The 21771-nt window shown below is 66.2% G+C and carries 5 protein-coding genes; all 5 read right to left on the bottom strand.

What is annotated here, in order from left to right; genetic code table 11:
- Positions 1–219: 219 nt before the first annotated feature.
- The 5 genes from FPJ27_RS01465 to FPJ27_RS01485 all read right to left on the bottom strand — a co-directional run bounded on the left by FPJ27_RS01465 (position 220) and on the right by FPJ27_RS01485 (position 21765).
- Positions 220–1920, bottom strand: a complete 1701-nt coding sequence (locus tag FPJ27_RS01465) for a cyclic peptide export ABC transporter (RefSeq protein ID WP_204421149.1) — start codon at positions 1918–1920, stop codon at positions 220–222.
- Between the two features lie 16 nt (positions 1921–1936).
- The gene (locus FPJ27_RS01470) at positions 1937–2416 is read right to left on the bottom strand and encodes a hypothetical protein (RefSeq protein ID WP_239483162.1); all 480 of its coding nucleotides are present in this window, start codon (positions 2414–2416) and stop codon (positions 1937–1939) included.
- Positions 2417–2479: 63 nt separating this feature from the next.
- The gene (locus FPJ27_RS01475; RefSeq protein WP_204421151.1) at positions 2480–3136 is read right to left on the bottom strand and encodes a glycosyltransferase family 25 protein; all 657 of its coding nucleotides are present in this window, start codon (positions 3134–3136) and stop codon (positions 2480–2482) included.
- Positions 3133–12633: a non-ribosomal peptide synthetase gene (locus tag FPJ27_RS01480; RefSeq protein ID WP_204421152.1), complete on the bottom strand. Its 9501-nt coding sequence runs from the start codon at positions 12631–12633 to the stop codon at positions 3133–3135. Before FPJ27_RS01480 ends, FPJ27_RS01475 begins: the two co-directional genes overlap by 4 nt.
- An 87-nt stretch (positions 12634–12720) precedes the next feature.
- A complete protein-coding gene (locus tag FPJ27_RS01485; RefSeq protein ID WP_239483169.1) occupies positions 12721–21765 on the bottom strand; it encodes a non-ribosomal peptide synthetase in 9045 nt (3014 codons plus the stop codon).
- Positions 21766–21771 lie beyond the last annotated feature (6 nt).

The following is a 21771-nucleotide window of genomic DNA, read 5'->3' on the forward strand; positions in this document are numbered from 1 at the left end:
AATGCCGCTTGATGAAAGGAAAATCGGTTGACCCTGATTGATTGAATTATTTTGGCATTGATGCCGATTCTTTAAATAATGCGAAGAGCGATCGGCCGGCGTCGCGATTGCAGATCGAGTTGCCCGGGATCGAGGAACGCCGGCCATTCGGTCGTGGGACGGTGTGGCGGATCGGATCTGTGCGGAGCTGCAACGCGCGCCCCGCATCAGGATCGCTGCTCATCCCGCAACTTCGGCCCGGACGGCACACATGGCCGTATCGGAGAAGATGCGGCCGCTATCCAGGCGAATGACCCGATCCGCGAGCTTGAAGTACTGATCGTCGTGGGTAATGATAATGACGCATTTCCCGCGGGATTTCAGATCGGGAACCAGCACTTCATAGAAAAATCTCTTGAACACGGGATCCTGATCGGCAGCCCATTCGTCCAGGATGTAAATCGGACGATCCTCGATATAGGCGCAAAGCAACGCCAATCGCTTGCGTTGCCCTGTCGATAAGGCCCTGGTTGTCGAGTAATTGTTGCCATCGATCTCTATTTTGTCCGCCAATTTCAGTGTTTCAAGATATTTGCGGGCAAGCTCGATGCCAGCATTTTCCCGGTCCGGCCCTATGATGCGATTGAACAAATGGAAATCGGTAAAGACGGCGGAAAACAGATTGCGGTACCGTTCCCTGGCATCGTCGTCAACGACTTTTCCATCAAGGGCAATATGGCCTTTGGTAGGCACATAGAGGCCGCTGAGGACTTTGCCCAACGTGCTTTTGCCGCTGCCGTTTCCACCGATGACATAGACGAGTTCTCCGGCATGAATCGTCATATTGATGGGGCCGAGCACGAAATCGACCGACGAATCATTGTCACGATAGTTCATCGTCACATCTTTCAGCTCAATGCGTTGCCATGGATTCGCCGAGGATTCCCTGGTGCGCGGATGGGGCGGTTCCTTGCGCGAATCCTCGCTGTCATCGATCAAGAAACCGAATTCCGCCAGCCGGGCGAGCGCGGTTTTGCCTTCGGCCACGATCGGCAGGATACTGATCAGCATGGTCAAAGGCCCCATCATGTAGAGAACGGCCAGAATGCTCGCCGTGAGTACGGAGGGGTCCACGACGCCGAACGAAGGTACGCCGAAAAGCAAAAATCCGAGCAGGACCGCTACCGTGATCTGGCCAATGCTGTCGCCGCTCATGAACCAGAAGCGTTCTATGTAATTGAATCCGGCCACGCGCTTCGATGATAGTTCGATCGCGGCCCTGGTAAACCAGCGTCGTCTGGTCCTGTTGAGCTTGAGTTCCTTGATTCCGAACACGAGGCCATGGGTGTATTCATTGAACTGGACAAATTCATCGCGAACTCTTTCCGTGAAATTGACCGCCTTTCGATAGAAAAACAGATAAAGCGCCAGGCCAACGATTGTCAGGGTGATTGTCGAAGCGAAAACGATCCACGACAGATAGGCGAGATAGGCGATGCTGCATACCAGGACGACGGACTGAACGATGATCGTCGGTATGGTGAGCAGGGTCTGGCTCAACTGCGGAATGTCCTGCGTCAGCATGGTCAGGATATTCGGGGCGCCGCGTCGGTCAATTTCATCCAGTGGGGTCGCCAGGATCCTTTTGCATAGATTGACGCGCAGTCTCGTCATGACTTTCATGCAGGCATAGGAGGGCATCACGGCAGCGCTGCTCCGGCAGAAAACTGCGATGACGTTCACCGCAATGAATATCGTCAGCAGCGTCTGGCGGTCGTCCTGGTCATGCAGCACCCTGCTGATCAATCCGACGCCCACGATCGACGCAATGCCGCTGACGAGGCCCGTAAGGACCGTGCCCAGGGTCAACCAGGGATGACTGCGCCACATCAGGGTGACGGCCGAATGCCACGGCGGCGATTTACTTTGAGCGGAATCCATGAGTCGCCAATATCGTTCAGTTGATCAGGTGGCTGAGTTCGACGTTTCTTGCCGCTGATCTCAATCTCGACGAGGTTTCGTGCTTGCCCAGGAACGCGATGCTTTCCACGATTTCCAGCGGCGAGTCGGAAAACAGGATGCAGCACTTCAGCAAGCGCTGCGCACGGTCCCAACCGAGGCCCGATGAATCGGCCACGCTACGCAACGAAGCCTCGACCGACGCGACTGTCCAGCTATCGTTCCGTGTCAACCGCGCTTCGATCAGTCGAAGAAACTGCAGGAGGGTGCGGGGATTCCTTTCGATGCTGTACATCAGGATGTAATCAACCCGCCGTGTCTTCGTGATCAACGGAAAAATCAGATCGATCACGTCGTCGGTCGATTCGCATTTCCCATAAGCCAGCGAAATTGCCTCGCCGAGCTTGCAGTCCCGGTGGAGCGAATCGAGCGCGGACTTTACGAACTCCGCTTCGAGGTCAACGGTGATGGTTTTCATGAGCTTCAATGGCCTGTTGAGATAGGGACCGCAGGGGATCGCAGCGCGCGCCGGCCGCAGGCGTTACCAGCCATCCGGAATCGGAAGGGAATAGGTCAGCGGCTTTTCCGGCATGACTTCGTCCATGATGTCGGAGTAGCCGGACTCCTGTCCGACCAGATTGGGTTCGAAGCAATAGCAATTGAACTTCTGCTGCAGCATGAGGTTGTTGCGGTCGTTGATCGCCGGCGGGTGTTCGTTGATCGCAATGAATGCGTCGTAAAGCGAGTCCCTGACGACGTAGGCGTGCGCGGTGAGCGTCTCCACGGCCTTGACGATGTTCGGCGCGACGGGAATGGGGGGCGTGAAGTGATAGGCGCCCAGAAACAGCATGTGCCAGTCTTTCGGCACTTGCGCGATGAACTCGGGGAAGCGCGCGGCGAAGTCGGGGTCGAAGAAGGCGTCGTCTTCGAAGATCAGGACTTCGCTCGCGCCCGCGGCCTTGGCCTGCTTCACGGCGGCAAGATGGCTCATCGTGCAGCCGTAGTCCTGCGGACGCATATGGCTCAAGGATGGCGGCACGGTCACCAGCCTTGCATCGACGGCGGGCAGTCGTTCCACCGTGAGGATGTTCTGTTCGGCGAATTTTCTTTGCATCGCTTCCCAGCGGTCGGGGCGCCGGTCCAGATTGATGCAGACCTTGCGGGCGAAAGCGTTGTCGATCGTCTGTGCGGATTTCATGAGCGTTTTTTTTCCAGAAACTGGTTGATGCGGGTAGCGAGGACGGCGACGTGCGGGTCGAGCAGCATGGTCAGGTGGTCGCCGGGTACGTCCGTCACCTCGACGGGCAGCGCCGAGAAGCGGGACCACCCCCAGGTCGGGTCGAGGCGGAGCTGCGCTATCTCGGGCGACGGATCGTAGTCGCCGGGATCCCGCTCGGTGCTGCGGAACAACGCGATCGGCACGGGAAGCGGGTCGGCTTGCGGCGCGTAGCGCGATTTGAAGTTGGCCTGATAGACACGCAGATAGGCGCGCAGGCGGTCGGATCCGGCATCCGCAAACCAGTTGCCGCGGTTGCCGATTCTGTCGAGGATCAGGCCGGCCTGGCCGTCGGGGTCGAGCTCGACGAGGTCTGCTCGCGTCACCTGAAGGTCGGTCCCGAGGAAGGTGCCGATTTCGTGGGCGATCGCGACCAGCCATTCGGTGTCGTCCCAGTCTTGCCAGTAGGTTGCGGCCGAGCTGTCGATGGGCGCGGAAGCGTCGAGGATCGCCAGCAGTTTGACGACCGCGCCCTTGGCGACGAGCTGCCGGCTCATTTCGAGCGCCACCTGCGCACCGAACGAGTGGCCCGCCAGGTAGTACGGGCCCGCGCCCACCAGCGGCCAGATGCATTCGATATGACGGGCCGCGATGTCTTCCACGCGGGTGAGCGGCAGGCAGGAGCCGTCGAGGCCGAGCGCTTCCAGGCCGTGCACCGCGTGAGCGTCGGTCAGGTGGTTTGCGAGCGGGTTGAAGTAGACCACGTTCCCGCCGGCACCCGGAAGGAGGAAAAGCGGCGCGGCGGGACCGCCGTCCCGGATCGGCACGAGTCCGCCGGCGGGGGCGGCCGGCGCTTTCCTGGCCAATGCCGCCGCCAGTTTCTCGACGGTCGGATTCTCGAACAGACAGGAAATGGGCAGCCGGCGATCGAACGCTTTTTCGACATTGGCCATCAGCTGGATCGCGATGATCGAGTGTCCGCCGAGGTCGAAATAATTGTCGCTGACCGCGATGTCGTTTCTTTTGAAGATCCGCTGCCAGATCTCCAGCAACGTGCTTTCGTCCGCCGTCGGCGCGCGGGTGCGGGCCGTCGTGGCCGCACCGGCGGCGGGTTCGACGCCAGCGGCGGCCGCGCCGCGCGGCGCGCCCGGCTGTCCGCCGGCGTCCGGCTCCGGCGCATCGGCGAGCCGGCCGGTCAGCTGGGCCGGGTCGTCGGCGAATCGTTCCAGCAACGCGCGGATGGTGTCCAGCATCTGCCGGACCACCTCGGGGGCGACGCGGTGGGCATCGTGCGCGATCTGGAAGCTGACGCGCGTATCCGGGTGTACGGTCAGGGTCAGCGGGTAATGCGCTTCCGCGAAGGCGCGGGTGTCGAGAATCTCGATGTCGTCGGGCCCGAGATCGGGGGCGGCGGCAACCGGGAAGTTCTCGAACACCAGCAGGCTGTCGAACAGGCTGTCGCGGGCGGGCAGTTCGCTCCACGACTGGATATCGACCAGCGAACTGTACGAATGCGGCTCCATCGCCGTCTGGGCTGCGTGAACCGTCGCCAGCCATTCGATGAAGGGGCGTTCCGGCGCGATGCGCAGGCGAAACGGCAGCGTGTTGATGAACAGGCCCACGATCGATTCGACACCGTCGAGCTGCGGCGGGCGACCGGACACGGTGACGCCGAAGACGACGTCGTCCGTCCCGGCGTGGCGCCGCAGCACCAACGCCCAGACCGCGCGGATCAGGACGTTGAGGGTGAGGCGATGGGTTCGCATGAGCGCTTGCAGCCGAGCGGTCAGGGCCTCGTCCAGCAGGAATTGCTGGGTCCTGCGTTTGTCCTGCCGTGCGGCATCGCCGGAGATCTGCCCGGCCGGATGGGCCACGATCGGCGTGGCGGCATGAAACCCGGCCAGTTCGGCGCGCCACCAGGTTTCGTCGGCCGAACGAGGATGGCGCGCGAGCCAGTCGATGTACCTGCGGTATCCCGGCGCCGACGCTGCGAGCGCGGGCACGCCGGTGCGGACGAGCGACAGGTAATCGTCGAACACTTCCTTCATCAGGGTGGCGGTGCTCCAGCCGTCGAGAATGATGTGGTGTGCGCTCCAGCAGAACCGATGGCGTGCCTCCGCTTCCTGAATCAGCGTGCAGCGGAACAACGGCGCCCGCTGCAGATCGAAGCCGCGCCGCCGGTCGTCGGCGAGGAATGCATCGAAGTCCTGCGCGCGGCGGGATGCATCGCGGTGTCGCCAGTCGAGGAACGTCCACGGCAGGTCGACCGTGTGCCGGACGGTCTGGACGGGATGATCGCGATTGGCCCACGCGAACGCGGTACGCAGCACGGCATGGCGCGCGAGCGCATTGGCCCAGGCTTGCCGGAGCGCCGGCACCTGGAGCGGGCCGCTGACGACGAAGCTGAACTGCTGGAAATAGGCAGCGGGATCCAGCTCGTATAGCGAATGGAACAGAATGCCCTGCTGCAGGGACGAGAGCGGGTAGCTGTCTTCGAGGTCGTCCCACGCGGTGTCGGGAACCGACGCCGCGAAGTCGAGCAACCGGTCCTTGAAGTGCGCGGCCAGGTTTTCGACCGTCTGCCGCTGGTGGAGACGCTCGCCGTAGCGCCAGTCCACCTGAAGCTTGCCGTCGGAAACGGCGGCGACGATCTCGAACGCATGCGTGCGCAGGGACCGCTCGGAGCGCAGCGAACCGAGGTCTTCTGCAGCCGGGCTCCAGCCATCGGATTGCTGCAGCACGGTATCGAGCTGCCCGTGATAGTTGAAGAGGATGTCGGCATTCGGCAGCGCGGCGAGGCTGTCACGCACGGCGTCGTCGGGGCCCAGGTAGCGGAGCAGCGAATAACCGAGGCCTTCGGCCGGAATCCGGCGCAACTGTTGCTGCGCGTCGCGCAACGCTTGCTCCGGCGTCTGCGTCGCGTCGACCTCGAGGACGATCGGATAGATGGAGGTGAACCAGCCCACCGTCCTGCTGACGTCGATCGACGCATCGGACACGTGGCGGCCGTGACTTTCGACATCGATCCGGGTGCGCGCGTTGCCCGTGACCATGCTGCATGCTTGCGCGAGCGCGACGAGCAGGACGTTGTTGATGCGGGTGTCGTAGGCCCGCGGCAGCCGGCGCAGCAACGCCGCGGTTTCGGCTGCGTCCAGCTCGAATGAAACGGATGCCGAGTCGCCGACCGCGTTGTGGGCCGCGCCCGCGGCCGGATAATCGACCGGCATGGGCTCGACGTCCTGCGCGAGGAGGGCTTGCCACAATGGGGCTTCGTCGCCGATGGCAGGCGACCGGGCCAGTTGCTGCAGGTGCAGGGCCCATTCGCGGAACGAAGTCGTCTTCTCGGACAACGGCTGGCCGTGGTAGGCGGCATGCAGATCCTCGAGGAGCACGCGCCACGACACGCCGTCCACCGCAAGGTGATGAATCGACACGAACAGGCGGGCGAGCGGCTCGTCGGCAAAGCAGAAAAGCCGGGCCGCCAGCAACGGGCCATGCGTGATGTCGATGCCGCGTTCCGCTTGCGCAGCGGCAGCGCGCATGGCCGCCATGCGCTCGCCGGCGTCGCCTGCGATCGCTTGCTTCGCGAACAGCGCCGGCATCTCGCCAACTGCGACGACTTCTTGCGTCCAGCCGCCGGCGCTGCGCGAGAAACGCAGGCGCAACGCATCGTGATGTTCGTGGACTTGTCGGAACGCGTCGGCGAGCGTCGACGCGTCGATATCCGACGGCACCTGAATCAGGACCGTTTGATTGTAGTGCGACGGCGCATCGATCTCCTGTTCGAAGAACCAGTGCTGGACCGGGGTGAGCGGCGCATCGCCCAGCGGGCTGACGCTCGGCGCATGCGCTGCCCGTTCTTCAGGCGCGGCGGCCAGTTGGGCGACGGTCTGATACTGGAACAGTTGTTTCGTCGTCACGCGAAGTCCTGCCTGATTGGCGCGCGAGATCACCTGGATGCTCAGGATGGAGTCGCCTCCAAGTTCGAAGAAATTGTCGTGAATGCCGATGGACTGCAGTTGCAGCACGTCTTGCCAGATGGACGCCAGCAGGACTTCCCTGGGTGTGACGGCAGGCGCGTGCAACCGGGCCGCGTCGACCGTGTCCGCCGGGACGGGCAGCGCCTTGCGGTTGATCTTGCCGTTGGGCAGCATCGGCAGGGATTCGAGCGCGACGAACCTCGACGGCACCATGTAGTCCGCGAGCTTGCCGCTCAGATAGCCGCGCAGATCGGCGATGTCCGGCGATGCGGTCGCGACATAGGCGATGAGGAACGTTCGGGCTCCGTCGGTTTTCGCGATCACGACACAGTCGTCGACCGACGGATGCCCGCGCAGCGCGGCCTCGATTTCGCCGGGTTCGATGCGCAGGCCGCGCAGCTTGATCTGATGGTCGATGCGGCCGAGGAACTCGATGTTGCCGTCGGGCCGGTAGCGCGCGAGATCGCCGGTGCGATAGAGGCGTGCATGCGGGTCGTTGGAGAACGGATCGGCGATGAACTTCTCGGCGCTCAGTTCGGGCTCGCCGTGGTAGCCGCGTCCGACCGGCGTGCCGCCGATCAGCAGTTCGCCGGCCACGCCGACCGGCACGGGCTGCAACTGCGCGTCCACGATATAGAGGCGGGTATTGGCGATGGGCCGGCCGATCGGGACGATGCGGTGCGGGTCGTCGCGTCGGCATTCCCATGCGGTCACGTCGACGGCAGCCTCGGTGGGGCCGTAGAGGTTGAACAGCGAAACGTCGAGGCGCGTGAAGCAACGCTGCTGCAGATCGAACGGCAGGGCCTCGCCGCTGCACACGACGCGGCGCAGCGACGCGCAGTGCGCGTCGAGGTCCGGATGATCGAGAAAGGCGCGCAGCATGGACGGCACGAAATGGATCGTGGTGATCCGTTCGCGCTCGATGAGTTCGACCAGGTAGTCGGTCTCGCGCTGGCCGCCGGGGCGGGCGAACACGAGGCGCGCGCCGACGATGAGCGGCCAGAAGAATTCCCAGACCGAGACGTCGAAGCTGAACGGGGTTTTCTGCAGCACGGCATCGTCGGCGCCGAGGGTGTAGGCGTGCTGCATCCACAGGATGCGGTTGGTGATGGCGCGATGGGTGTTGAGCGCGCCCTTGGGCCGGCCGGTCGAACCGGAGGTGTAGATCATGTAGGCGAGGTTCTCGCCGCTCAGCGCAGGCGCGGGGTTGGACGCGGGCGCGGCGTCGAGGTCGAGCGCGTCGCGATCGACGACGATCACGCGGGCGTCGGTGTCGGGCAGCGCGGCAAGCAGATGCTGCTGGGTGAGGAGCCAGCGCAACTGCGCGTTGTCGATCATGAAGCGCACGCGCTCGGCGGGGTAGTCGGGGTCGACGGGGACGTAAGCGCCGCCGGCCTTGAGGATGGCGAGCAGCGCGACGATCATGTCGAGCGAGCGCTCCATGGCCACGCCGACGAGGGCATCGGGAACGACACCGAACTCGATGAGGCGATGGGCGAGGCGGTTGGCGCGCAGGTTGAGTTCGGCGTAGGTGAGCGCGACGTCGTCGCAGACGGCGGCGACGGCATCGGGCGTGCGCTCGACCTGTTGCTCGAACAACCGATGCAGCGGTTGCGTGGCATCGGCGCCGAAATCCATCTCGGTCCGGTTCCATTCGACGGTGAGCAGGTTCCGCTCCGCATCGCTCGACAACGAAAGCTCGCTGAGCGGCCGGTCCGGATCGGCGACCACGGCATCGACGAGCGTGCGGAAGTGTTCCGCCATGCGATCGATCGTGGCGGCGTCGAACAGGTCGAGGTTGTATTCCAGCGAGCCCGCGAGGCCGTGCTCGGCATCCTGGATATGCAGCGTGAGGTCGAACTTGGCGGTATGGGTCTCCACCGACACAGGCGTTGCCACGAGACCGGGGAAGTTCACCGCATGGGGCTGCGTTTTCTCATACGCGAACACGGCCTGGAAAACCGGCGTGCGGCTCAGGTTGCGTTCGAGCTTGAGCGAGTCCACCACCTGCTCGAACGGAATCTCCTGGCGACTATAACCGTCCAGCGCGACGCGCTTCACGCGCGCCAGCAGTTCGCCGAAGGTCGGATTGCCCGACAGATCCACGCGCAGCGCGAGCATGTTCGCGAAGAAGCCGATCAGCGGCTCGGTCATGCTGGAACGCCGATTGGCGATCGGGGAGCCGATGACGAGGTCTTGCTGGTTGCTGTACCGCGAAAGGAGCAGCGCATACGCGGCGAGCACGACCATGAACGTGCTGGTGCCGGACGCACGCGCGATCGCGCGCAGGCCGTCCGCGCGTTCGCCGTTCAACTGGAACGGCAAAACCGCGCCGTGAAAACGCTGGATGGCGGGCCGCGGGCGATCGGTGGGCAGTTCGATCAGGTCCGGCGCGTCAGCCAGCGCCGCGCTCACGAGCGCCAGTTCCCGATGCGTGTCGGCCGACGCCAGGCGTTCGTGCTGCCAGGCGGCGTAGTCCGCGTACTGGACGGCCAGTTCCGGCAGCGGCTGGCCGGCATAGAGCGCGGCCAGTTCGCCGATGAGGATGCCTGACGACCATGCATCGGAAATGATGTGATGCATCGTGATGCCGAAGACGTGCAGGCGCTCGTGCACGCGATACAGCACGACACGATAGAGCGGCCCGGCGGCGAGATCGAATGGGCGGTCGGCTTCCTCGGCGAGCAGCGCGAGCGTGTCGGACTCGGTATCGACGTCGACGACGTCGAGCGCGACCGGCGCCGGCGGGGCGATGCGTTGAACCCCGCGGCCGTCGACGGCGGGAAACGTGGTGCGCAGGATCTCGTGACGCCGGCTGATTTCGGACACGGCGGCCCGCAGGCGCGCGATGTCCAGATCGCCGTCGAAACGCAGCGCGCTCGAGATGTTGTAGGTGGCCGACGGGCCTTCCAGTTGCGCGAGGAACCACAGGCGCTGCTGCGCAAAGGACAGCGGCAGGTCGTTCGCGCGCGAGCGGGGCAGGATGTTGCCGGCCGTCGAACCGGTCCGGTGCGACGACGCTTCGATCAGGTCGGACACCGCGCTGATGGTCTGGAGTTCGAAGATCGCGTCGATGCCGATCTCGACGGAGAAACTGCTCCAGATCCGCGAGACGAGCTGCATGGCCTGCAGCGAATCCCCGCCGTAGTCGAAGAAGCGGCCGGTGAGATCGACGGCCGGATTGTCGAGCACTTCGCGCCAGATGCGCACCAGCTCGAGCTGGATCGGCGTTGCGTCGAGACTGGCGGCCTCGGACGCGGCGGCAGGCTCCATGGCCAGGAGCGCCGGGCGATCCAGCTTGCCGTTGGCGTTGAGCGGAAATTCGGCGATCGGGAAAATGTCGGACGGGACCATGTAGTCCGGCAGTTTCCCGGCCAGAAAGGCCCGCAGGTCCGCAACGCTCAAGCTCGCGGAACCCTTGACGTAGGCCGCCAGCTTGCGCACCCCCTGGGCGGTTTCGCGCAGCATGACCGCTGCGCCGACGACATCCTCATGCGCGGTGAGCGCGGCCTCGATCTCGCCCAGCTCGACACGGTGCCCACGGATCTTGACCTGATCGTCGACGCGTCCATAGCACTGGATCTGCCCGTCGGGCAGCCAGCGGCCGATGTCGCCGGTGCGATAGAGGCGCGCTTCGCCGGGGAACGGATGCTCGACGAATTTAGCGGCGGTGACGTCCGGCCGCTTGTGGTAGCCGCGCGCGAGGCCGTCGCCGGCGATGCAGATTTCCCCCGGCACGCCGATCGGAACAGGCCGCAGCGCTTCGTCGAGCATGTACACCCGGGTGTTGGCGATGGGCCGGCCGATCAGCACCGTGGACGGCGCGTCCTCGACGCGCTCGACGATGCAGCCGACCGTCGCCTCGGTGGGACCGTACTCGTTGTAGATTTCGATCGCGGGATCGATCTTCCGCAGCGTGGCGATGTGCTGGGGCGTCAGTTCCTCGCCGCCGACGATCACCTTGCGCACGCCGGAGCGTGCCAGGTTCATGTATTCCAGCAGGTGAATGTGGGTGGGCGTGAGCTTGAGGGTGTCGACGCCGCTGCCGGGCTGGAACATCCGGGCCAGGATGGTGTCGATGCTTTCCGACTGCGGATAGATGCGCAGCGTCTTGCCGCGCACCAGCGGGCAGAAGATGTTGGTGAGCGTGAAATCGAAGCAAAGCGAGCTGTACAGGCCGAAACTGCCGGTCGTGCTTTCCGGAAAGTAATACCCGGCGGCCCAGGCAATGTAGTGGGCCAGGTTCCGGTGTTCGAGCAGGCAGCCTTTCGGTCGCCCGGTCGAGCCGGACGTGTAGATCACGTAGGCCAACTGCGACGGCTCGGCGCGGCGCGGCGGATTGTCCGGCAGCGGCGTCCAGCCGGGGAGTTCCTGATCCAGCAGCAGCGTCGCGCCGGAGAATTCATACCACTGCGCCAGTTGACTTGACTGGGTCACCAGCAGCGACAGGCCGGTGTCGCCGAGGATGTGATTGATCCGTTCGGCCGGATACGCCGGGTCCAGCGGAACGAACGCCGCCCCCGCCTTCAATATGCCGAGAATCGCGACGATCATCCATTCGGAACGGTCGAGCATGACGCCGACCAGCGATTCCGGGCCGACGCCGTAGTGGTCGCGCAATTGATGCGCGAGGCTGTTGGCCCGAGCGTTCAGGTCGGCGTAGGTCATCAGCGAACTGTCGGTGACCAGGGCCGGCGCCGCCGGCGTGCGGGCGACCTGCGCCTCGAACATGTCGACGACCGTGAGGTGGCCGGGCCCGGCCGCCGCGGTTTCGTTGAAGGCGGCCAGCAGCCGGCGCTCTTCCGGCGGGCTCGATTCGATGTCGCCGACGGGCTTGTCGAGGTGTTCGAATGCCTCCAGCACCGCGCCGAGGCTGTTCGCGAAACCGTCGATGACGAACGGCTCGATGGCGCCGGTATGACGGATCTCGATTTCGCCGCGCGCGAGCCGCAGGTGCAACTGCAGGTCGTCGTCGTGGCCGGTCAGCGCGTGGTGCACCCGATCGTCCACCAGCGCGACTTTCGTGAGCTGCGCGAGATCCATGTCCTTTTCGTTGCGCACGAGCGTTTCCAGCGGGAAATGGTGCTCGGCGTAGCTGTCTTCCACGATTCCCGCCACGCGCGACAGGTAGTCCTCGATGCGCTCCTCGGGACGGACCTCGATGATCAGCGGAACGGTGGCGGCCCGGGCCGGCGGATGCTCGGCAAGCCCCGGCGTTCCGAGCACCGTGACCGGAATCCGGAAGTATTTCCAGAGCAGGAACGCAATGCCCGCGGCCGTGACGGCGAATTCGGCCAGCTCGCCGTCGCCGATGCGCCGCAACAGGTCGAGCGACGCGGGCGTGAGCGGCACCGTGCGGGACAGCAGGCGACCCGGCTGCTGTGCCGGGGCGTGCGCTGCGATCCGGTAGACGCCGGCGACCAGGGAAAGGCTTTCGCGCCAGAAGCGCGCGGTTTGCGCATAGCGATGGTCGGTGACCAGCACGTTATTGTCTTGCACAGGAAACTCCTTGAGACGTTTTGTTCACCTGAAACAACCCGAAGCGGCGCGCACGGCGCCCGCTGCTCGAACTCCGGCCGGCCCGCATCACGTCTTCTCCTCGAGCACGTCGTCGGCCGTGACTTCGGGCGCGCGCTTCAGGCGCAAGCCGACCCGGACCCGGGCGCTGGCGGCGGGCGCGTCGCCGGGGAGCGGGATGCGATCGACCGGCGTGGTCGGGTCGCGGCGGAAGACGTCGTGGATCGCGAGCAGCCGATCGCGCATCGCGGCGATGGTCGCGGGGCGGAACAGGCGGGTGTTGTAGATGAACTGGATGAGGTGCCTGCCTTCGCTTTCCACGATCTGGAAGGACAGGTCGAACTTGGCCGTGCTGTCCGTCTGCGAGATGTCCGTGATGTGCAGACCGGGCTGCGGCGCGGGTATCGAAACGTAGTTCGCTTGAATGTCGAAGATCGGGAAATGGTTCGCCGGGGTGCGGATCTTCAGGTCTTCCAGCAGCACGTCGAACGGATAGGACGCGTGCTCCAGCGCTTGCGTGGAGGCCTTCGCCACACCGTCGATCACCTCGGCGACGGTCGCGGATTTCCGCACCGGGACGCGCAGCACGACGGTGTTGAGGTACACCCCGATCTGCGATTCGAGCTGTTCGCTGTCGCGCCCGGCCGACACGCTGCCGATGACGATGTCCTCGCGCCCCGTGTAGCGGTGCATCAGCACGCAGAACGACGCCAGGAGCACTGCATAGAGCGACGTATGGTGAGCGCGGGCCAGCTGCGCGAGCCCTTCCACCTGCGGGGCCGACAGTTCGACTTCGAGCGTCTGCCCGGCATGACCGAGCCGCTCGGGACGCGGGTAGTCCGATGCCAGTTGCAGGCGGGGCAGCGGCGGCGCCAGTTGCTCGAGCCAGTACGCGTGATGCGCGGCGGCGCGCGGACCTGCGAGGCTCGCGTTGTGCCACGCGGCGTAGTCGCGGTACTGGATCGACAGCGGCGGCAGGTGGTGCCCAGCGTACAGCGCATGCAGGTCGTCGGTCAGCACGCGGATCGACCACGCATCCGATATCGCGTGGTGCATGTTCAGCAGCAGCAGGTGTTGCTCCGGCGAGAGCCGGACCAGCTTGACGCGAAAGAGCGGCCCCGTCGCGAGATCGAATGGCTGCTCGCTTTCCGCGCGAATCAGCGCATCGATCGCTTGCGGGCCGGCATCGTCCGCCAGATCCATTTGCTCGACCCGGAATCCGGATGCCTCGCGGGTGAGGATGCGTTGCCGCAGCTCGCCCTCGATCATCGCAAACACCGTGCGCAGGCTCTCGTGGCGATCGACCAGCGCGTCGAACGCGCGAACGAGGCGCGCCGTATCCACAGCGCCGTCCAGTTGCAGCGCGCCTGCCATGTTGTACGTGGACGGATCCGCGCTGCGGCTGGCGAGCCAGATCCGCTTCTGTGCGCGAGACACCGCGTAGGACGGTTGCACGGCAAGCGCCGGGATGATCGCGTCGCCGCCGGCGCCGTCGACGGGCGTGGCAGCCAGCTTGTGCGCGAGCGCGCGCGGCGACGGCGCATGGAAGATGTCGGCGACCGCGACGTTCAGTTTCAGTTCGCGCCGGATCCGGCTGACCATCTGGATCGCCTTGAGGCTTTGGCCGCCATGCTCGAAGAAATCGTCGTCGACGCCGTTCGGCCGGCGGCCGAGCACCTCGGCGAAGATGCGCAGCAGCGCCGCTTCGACAGGCGTCTGCGGTTCGGCCGGCACGCCGTCGGGGACGGACGCGGCATCCGGGAGCGGCAGCGCGGCGCGGTTGATCTTGCCGTTCGGCATGACGGGCAGCGCCGGCAGCAGCATCACGGTGTCGGGCACCATATGCGCCGGCAGCTTTTCGCGCAGTGCGTCGCGCAGGTCTTTGGGCGTCCAGCCGGTACCCGACGCGTAGCCGCACAGGGTCTTTTCCGGGCCCGACGTCTCGCGGGCGACCACGACGGCGTTGGAGATGCCTGCGAGACCGGTCAGCGCGGCTTCGATTTCCCCGAGCTCGATGCGATACCCGCGGATCTTGACCTGGAAGTCGCGGCGGCCGAAGAAGTGGAGATTGCCGTCCGGCCCGAAGCAGCCGATGTCGCCGGTGCGATACAGGCGCGCGCCCGGTTCCGGACTGAACGGATCGTCGCGGAACACCGCCCGGGTGCGTGCTTCGTCGAACAGGTAGCCGCGCCCGACGCCGACGCCCCCGATGCAGATCTCGCCCTTGACGCCGGCCGGGCACGGATTCATGTCGGCATCCACGACGTAGAGGCGCAGGTTCTCGATCGGTCGGCCGATCGGAATCGCCGGCAGATCCGGCGCATGCTCCATGCGGTAATGCGCGACGGAGTCCGACGCTTCGGTCGGCCCATAGGCGTTGATGAGCCGGACCGCCGGATTCAGGCGGAACCAGGCTTGCGCGGCGGCGGGCTGCAGGGTTTCGCCGATCGTCAGCAGCGTTTCGAGGTGCGGGAAGGCCGGCGTCGCGTGCCGTTCGAGCTCGCCGAGAAAGGTCGCCAGATAGGACGGCACGAATTGCATCGCCGTGATGCGGTCGCGGTGCAGGCTGTCGATCAGGCGCGCCGGCTCGAGGATGACGGCATCGGGATAGATCACCGTCGTGCCGCCCGACGCCAGCGCAGCGAAGCACTGCCAGACCGAAATATCGGAGCAGTGCGAAGCGGTCTGGGCGACCGCGCTCTGCGCGCCGAGCCCGACCCTGCGCGCCATCGCGAGCACGTGATTGAGCATGCCGCGATGCTCGACCATCGCGCCCTTCGGTTGGCCGGTCGAACCCGACGTGAAGATCACGTAGGCGAGGTCCGCGGGCCGGCAGCGCGGCGTCGGTGCTCCCGCGTCGTGACGGACGGGCAGGCGGGCGGGATCGACCAGCGGGATCGACGCCAGCGCCGGCGGCGGCTGGCAGTCGGTGCCGACGATGATGGTCGGCCGGGCCAGCGTCAGGATGGTCTCGACCCGCTGGGCCGGATAGGCGGGATCGACCGGAACATACGCCGCGCCGCACTTCCAGATGGCCAGGATCGTTTCCAGCATCAGCGGCGAGCGCGGCATCCAGACGGCGATCCGGTCGTCCGGCCGGATCGGCGCCGTCTGCAGCAGATGATCGGCGATCCGGTTGGCGCCTTCGACGAGGTCCCGATAGGTGCGAACCTCCATGCCGTGGCGGACCGCAATGCGCTCGGGGTGCGCGGCGGCGACGGCCTCGATCAGTTCGGCCAGCGTCCGGTCGGACGGAATCGGCGCGTGGGTATCGTTCCAGCCCAGCAGGATGGCGTCCCGCTCGGCGGCGGTGAGAAGCGCAACGCTGCGGTTCGGGCGATCTGCCGCGCCCGCCAGGCCGACGAGCAGGGTTTCGACATGGCGCAGCAGGCGGACGATCGTTTCGCGATCGAACCGGCCGTCGTCGTACAGCACCTGCAGCGACAGGCGCTTGCCCGGCGTCACGACCAGCGTCAGCGGGTAATTGTTCGGATCGGACACCTGGAATTCGCCGATCCGCAGGCCGGGCAGCGCATCGGCCAGCGCTTCCTCGACCGGATAGTTCTGGAAGATGAGCAGGCTTTCGAAGAGCGGCACGCCGGGCGGCAGGCCGGCGAACTTCTGGATGTCGGCCAGCGGATAGTGCGCATATTCCTCCTGCTGCGCGAGATCCATCTGCAATTGCGCCAGCCACGCGGACGTCGGGCGCGCGTCGATGCGGACCCGCACCGGCAGCGTGTTGATGAACAGCCCGACCATCTCGTCCGACGCCGGCAGCGACGCGGGGCGACCGGAAACGATCGTGCCGAACACGACGTCCGCTTCGCCGCTATAGCGGCTCAGCAACTGCGCCCACGCGCCCTGCGCGAGCGTGTTGAGGGTGAGGCGATGGGTTTGCGCGAACGCGACGAGCCGTTGCGTGTCGCTTTCGGAGAGCAGCAGCGGCTCTTCCACATAGGCGCCCGGCGCGGCCGTGCCGTCGAGTTCGGGGCGGCCCAGCACGAGCGGCGTCGTCGCCGGGAAATCCGCCAGCTTCGTCTTCCAGAAGCGTTCCGCCGCGGCGGCGTCCTGGCGCGCCAGCCAGCGCACGTAATCGGCGAAGGCGGGCGGCGCATTCCGCTCCGGAGCGCGTTCGGCCGGCAGCGCCTGATAGGCGGCGGCCACTTCGCTCAGGAGCCGGGCGGAACTCCAGCCGTCGAGCAGGAGGTGGTGATGGCTCCAATGGAAGCGCCATGCGTGATCGCCCACGCGGAACAGCGCGAGCCGCATCAGCGGTGCGCGGGTAAAGTCGAAGCCGCGCGCCCGGTCTTGCGCCACGTAGGCTTCCCAACGCTGCCCGGCCTCCACGGCGGACGCCGCGCGCAGATCCTCCTCGTGCCAGGGCAAGTCGATACGGCGATGCACGACCTGCACGGGGCTTTCGATTTCTTCCCAGTGAAACGAGGTTCGCAAGATGTCGTGCCGGTGCGCCACGGTATCCCACGCGCGGCGGAACCGTTCGACGTCGAGCGCCCCGTCGATACGGAAATTCAGGCTGCTGAAATAGGCATCCGACGCGGGTTCGTACAGGCCGTGGAACAGCATGCCCTGCTGGGTCGGCGTCAGCGCGTAGACGTCGGCGATCTCGTCCGGCGTGACCGAGGCCGGCGCCTGCGGCAGACCGGTCGCGGGCCGTGCCGATGCGGACTGGACGGCATGGTCGGCGACCAAAGATTCGAGCGCCGCGATGTAGGCTTGCGCGACGCGCCGGATGGTGTCCGTGTCGTGGCAGGCCCGGCTGAATTCCCACGCGACGTGCAGGCGGTTGCCGGTCACGTAGGCGTTGACGTCGAGCAGGTGCTCGCGCAGCTGGTTCGCATTGCGGCCGTCTCCGCTTGGCTCCGCGGCCTGTTTCCAGTCGCGTGCGGCGGTGAACAGCTGGTCGGTCTGGCCCAGGTAGTTGAACAGCAGTCGAGGCTGCGGAACAGGGCCGTCGAGCCTGTCCTGAAGCAGACCGTAGGTGATGCCCGCGCTCGGCACCGCGCGCAGTCGCGTCTTGACCGACGCAACCAGGCGAGCCGGATCGTGCGAACCGGCATCGACCGTCAGCACGACCGGGAAGACGGACGTAAACCAGCCCACCGTGCGCGAGATGTCGAGGTCTTCGATCAGTTCCTCGCGACCGTGCGCTTCGAGATCCAGCAGCACGTCGGCGCATCCGCTCCAGTCGCTGACGGCACGCGCGAGCGCGGCAAGCAGCACGTCGTTGATCTGCGCGTCGTAGCCCCGGGGCGCCGCGCCCAGCAAGGCCGCGGTGGCGGCTTCACCCAGCTCGACCACGATTGTTTCGGCGGACGACACGGTATTGGCGTCGGCCGACGCGGCGCGATCGAGCGGCAGGCCGGGCAGCGCGGAACGCGCCAGGGCCTGCCAATGGGCGATGTCGGCGTCGGCGGCGCCGGAGCCGGCCCAGTTCGAGATGGCACGCGTCCATGCGGTCCACGTCGCGCTGCCGCCCGCGAATTCGGGCGCCTGGCCGTTTCGCAGGCGGGTATAGGCGTCGTACACGGTTTCGAGCAGTGCGCCCCACGACACGCCGTCGACGACCAGATGATGGGCGACCAGCAGCAGACGAAGCGAACGGCCTTCGTCGAGGCGGAACAGGTCCGCGCGCAAGACCGGGCCGTCCGACAGATTCAGGCTCGCATGCGACTGCGCGACGTGCTGCGCGAGCCGATCGCGCGGAATGTCGAACACGCCGACGGGGACCTCCGGATCGTCGACGACTTCCTGAATCCAGCCGGACTCGCCCGCACGAAAGCGCAGCCGCAGCGCGTCATGCCATTTGATCGCGTGCCGCAGCGCGTGGCGCAGCAGGACCGGATCGAAATCCGCCGGCACGTCGAGCAGGACCGCCTGGTTGTACTGGTCCGGGTCGTCCTTGCGCTGCGCGAAGAAACGCTTCTGGATGGGCGTCAGCGGCAGCGGGCCGGACGACGCGACGAACTCCGCCGCGCCGACCGTGCCGCGCGTAGCCACGGCGGCGAGCTCGGCGACCGTCGGATGCTGGAAGATGAGCCGGGTGGTGAGCTTCAGGCCCGCCTTGGCGGCCAGCGACACGATGCGCATGCTGAGAATCGAATCGCCGCCCAGCGCGAAGATGTTGTCGTGGATGCCGGGCGACGGAATGCCCAGCGCTTCTCCCCAGATGCGGCACAGCAGCGTCTCGGTGGGCGTGCGGGGCAGCGTCGGCACGTGTGCCGCGGCGGACAGCCGCGACCGGTCCAGCGGAGGCAGCGCCTTGCGGTCGATCTTGCCGTTGCCGCTCAGGGGCAGCGCGTCGAGCACCACGTAGATGCCGGGCACCATGTAGTCCGGCAGCGTGGCGGACAACGCGGCGGCAATCTCGCCGTCGCTCAGCGACGCGCCGTCGCGGAACGCGACATACGCGCACAGCGCGGCGCGGCCGGTCTCGTCGCGATAGTCGAGCGCGGCCGCCTGGCGGATTTCCGGAATGGCGGCCAGCGCGTTGTCGATCTCCGCGAGCTCGATGCGGTAGCCGCGGATCTTCAGCTGGTGGTCCTTGCGGCCGTGGAGCACGATCGTTCCATCGGGGAGATAGCAGCCGATGTCGCCGGTGCGATACAGGCGGACACCGCGGTCCGGATGGAACGGATCCTCGACGAAAGCCTCCCGCGTAGCGGCTTCGTTGTTCAGATAGCCGCGGCCGACGGCGACGCCGGACACGTAAAGTTCGCCGGGAATCCCGATCGGGCACAGGTTCATCTGCGGGTCGACGACGTAGATGCGCACGTTGCGGATCGGCTTGCCGACCGCCACGTAAGGCGTGGTCGGCGCACACGTCATGCGGTGCTGCGCGACGTCGTCGGACGCTTCCGCCGGGCCGTACGCGTTCACCATGGGGATGTCCGGGAACACGTCGAACCACTGTTTCACCAAGGCCGGGCTGACCATCTCGCCGGTGACGAGCAGGTGCCGCAGGTGCCGCATCAGCGCCGGCCGTTCCGATGCGCGGTCGAGCACGGCGGACAGATAGGACGGCACCAGTTCGACGATGCTGATCCGGGCGGCTTCCAGGGTCGTGACGAAACTCGCGGGATCGCGAATGCATTCGTCGTCGACGATCACGGTCCTGCCGCCGACGAGCGGCGCCGTGAAAAATTGCCAGACCGAAATATCGAAGCAATGCGGCGCGGTTTGCGCGATCACCGACGACGCCGAGATCGAAAATTCGTCGATCTCGGCGAGCATGTGGTTCAGCATGCCGGCGTGCTCGACCATCGCCCCTTTGGGCTTGCCGGTGGAGCCGGACGTGTAGATCACGTAGGCGAGGCTGTCGGGCGATACGGGGCGGCCGGGATTGGTGTCGTCGACGATATCGGTGGCGGCGTCGAGCGACACGACCGGTGCGAGCGCGGCCAGCTCGGGAGGAAGCAGGCCGTCGCAGGTAATCACGAGGGCGGCGCCGGAATCCTCGAGAATGGTGCGGATGCGGCCCGCCGGATAGTTGGGGTCGATCGGAATATAGGCGGCGCCGCACTTCCACACGGCGAGGATCGCCTCCATCAGGCGCGCCGACCGGTGCATGCAGATCGCGACCAGCGTGTCCGGCCCCAGCTCGGCGGCGGCCAGCAGGCGGTGAGCGGTGCGGTTGGCGCGCGCATTCAGTTCGCCCGCGCTCAGGACGTCATCCCGGTACTCGACCGCGGGCCGCTCGGGGTGGTCCGCGGCGGCCTGTTCCAGGCGATGCACCACGGTGCGCGCGGCGTCGAACGGCACGGCGGTGTCGTTGAAGGTCTCCAGCAACTGCCGGCGTTCGGCCTCGGGCAGGATCGGCAGGCGGCCGAGCAGCCGGTTCGGATCGGCCGCGAAGGCGTCGAGCGTCGCGGCCACGTGGCCCAGCATCCGCTGCATGGTGTCTTCATCGAAGCGCCGCGGGTCGAACGACAGTTCCATCTGCCAGTCGTCGCGCGCCGTCACCACGAATTCGAGCGGAATGTCGGCGCGGTTGTAGAGCAGCACCTCGTCGACCGCCAGCCCGTGCGCGCCGTGCGTCAGCGACGCGTCGAGCGGGTAATTCATGAACGTGATGTTGCTCTCGAACAGCGGCGTCGTCAGCGGCACTTCGCTGCAGCGCTGAATGTCGGGCAACGGGGTGTGCTCGAACTGCGCACGGGCGGCCACGCGCGCCTGGATCATCTTCAGCCACGGCACCAGCGGCTGCCGCGGGTCGACCCGCACCCGCACCGGAACCGTATTGATGAACAGGCCGAGCATGGTTTCGATCCCCGGCAGATTGGCGCCCCGCCCGGACACGACGGCGCCGAACACCACGTCGGTCTCCCCGCTGTAACGCGACAGCACGAGCGCCCAGGCCGCTTGCGCGAGGGTATTGAGGGTGACGTGATGCCGGGCCGCGAACTGCCGCAGGCGTGCGCTCAGGTCGGCCGACAGGTCGGCCCGCACTTGCGCGAGGCCCTGGCCGAAGCGCTCGCCTGCGTCCGCGCGCGCGGACGTGGGCAGCGGGGTCGGCGAGTGGAAACCTTCGAGATAGCGTGTCCAGTACTGCTGCGCGGCTTGCGGCTCGCGCTGCTGCAGCCACTGGATATAGTCGCGATAGGGGCGCACCGCGGGGAGCGCCGGCGGCACGCCGCGCGCGAGCGCGCCATAGACCTGGAAGATCTCCTCGATGACGAGCGACAGGCACCAGCCGTCGGCAAGGATGTGATGGTGGCTCCAGCTGAACAGGTACGCGTCAGCGGCGACGCGCACCAGGCGACAGCGCACGAGCGGCGCGCGATCGAGCGCGAAGCCCTCGGCCAGGTCGTTTTCGAGATGCGCGCGCCACCGCGTGCGCTGTTCGTGTTCCGGCAGGTCGCGCCAGTCGTCCTGCACCCACGGCAGCGTGGCGTGCGCGTGCACGACCTGCATGGGCTTGTCGAATTCCTCCCAATGGAACGACGTGCGCATCACCGGATGCCGATCGATGAGCTGCTGCCATGCGGCATGAAACAGCGCGGGATCGAGGCTGCCGGTGATCCGGCAACCGAGCTGGTTGAAGCTGCTTCTCGTGCCGGGCGAGTGCACGGTATGAAAGAGCATCGCCTCCTGCATCGGGGA

It is taken from the genome of Burkholderia sp. MS455, assembly GCF_016899445.1.
GTDB classification, from domain to species: domain Bacteria; phylum Pseudomonadota; class Gammaproteobacteria; order Burkholderiales; family Burkholderiaceae; genus Burkholderia; species Burkholderia pyrrocinia_C.

Bases quoted from the DNA above. Each gene is read 5' to 3' on its own strand.
- FPJ27_RS01470 (WP_239483162.1), bottom strand. From the start codon at position 2,416: ATGAAAACCATCACCGTTGACCTCGAAGCGGAGTTCGTAAAGTCCGCG.
- FPJ27_RS01485 (WP_239483169.1), bottom strand. From the start codon at position 21,765: ATGCAGGAGGCGATGCTCTTTCATACCGTGCACTCGCCCGGCACGAGA.
- FPJ27_RS01465 (WP_204421149.1), bottom strand. From the start codon at position 1,920: ATGGATTCCGCTCAAAGTAAATCGCCGCCGTGGCATTCGGCCGTCACC.
- FPJ27_RS01475 (WP_204421151.1), bottom strand. From the start codon at position 3,136: ATGAAATCCGCACAGACGATCGACAACGCTTTCGCCCGCAAGGTCTGC.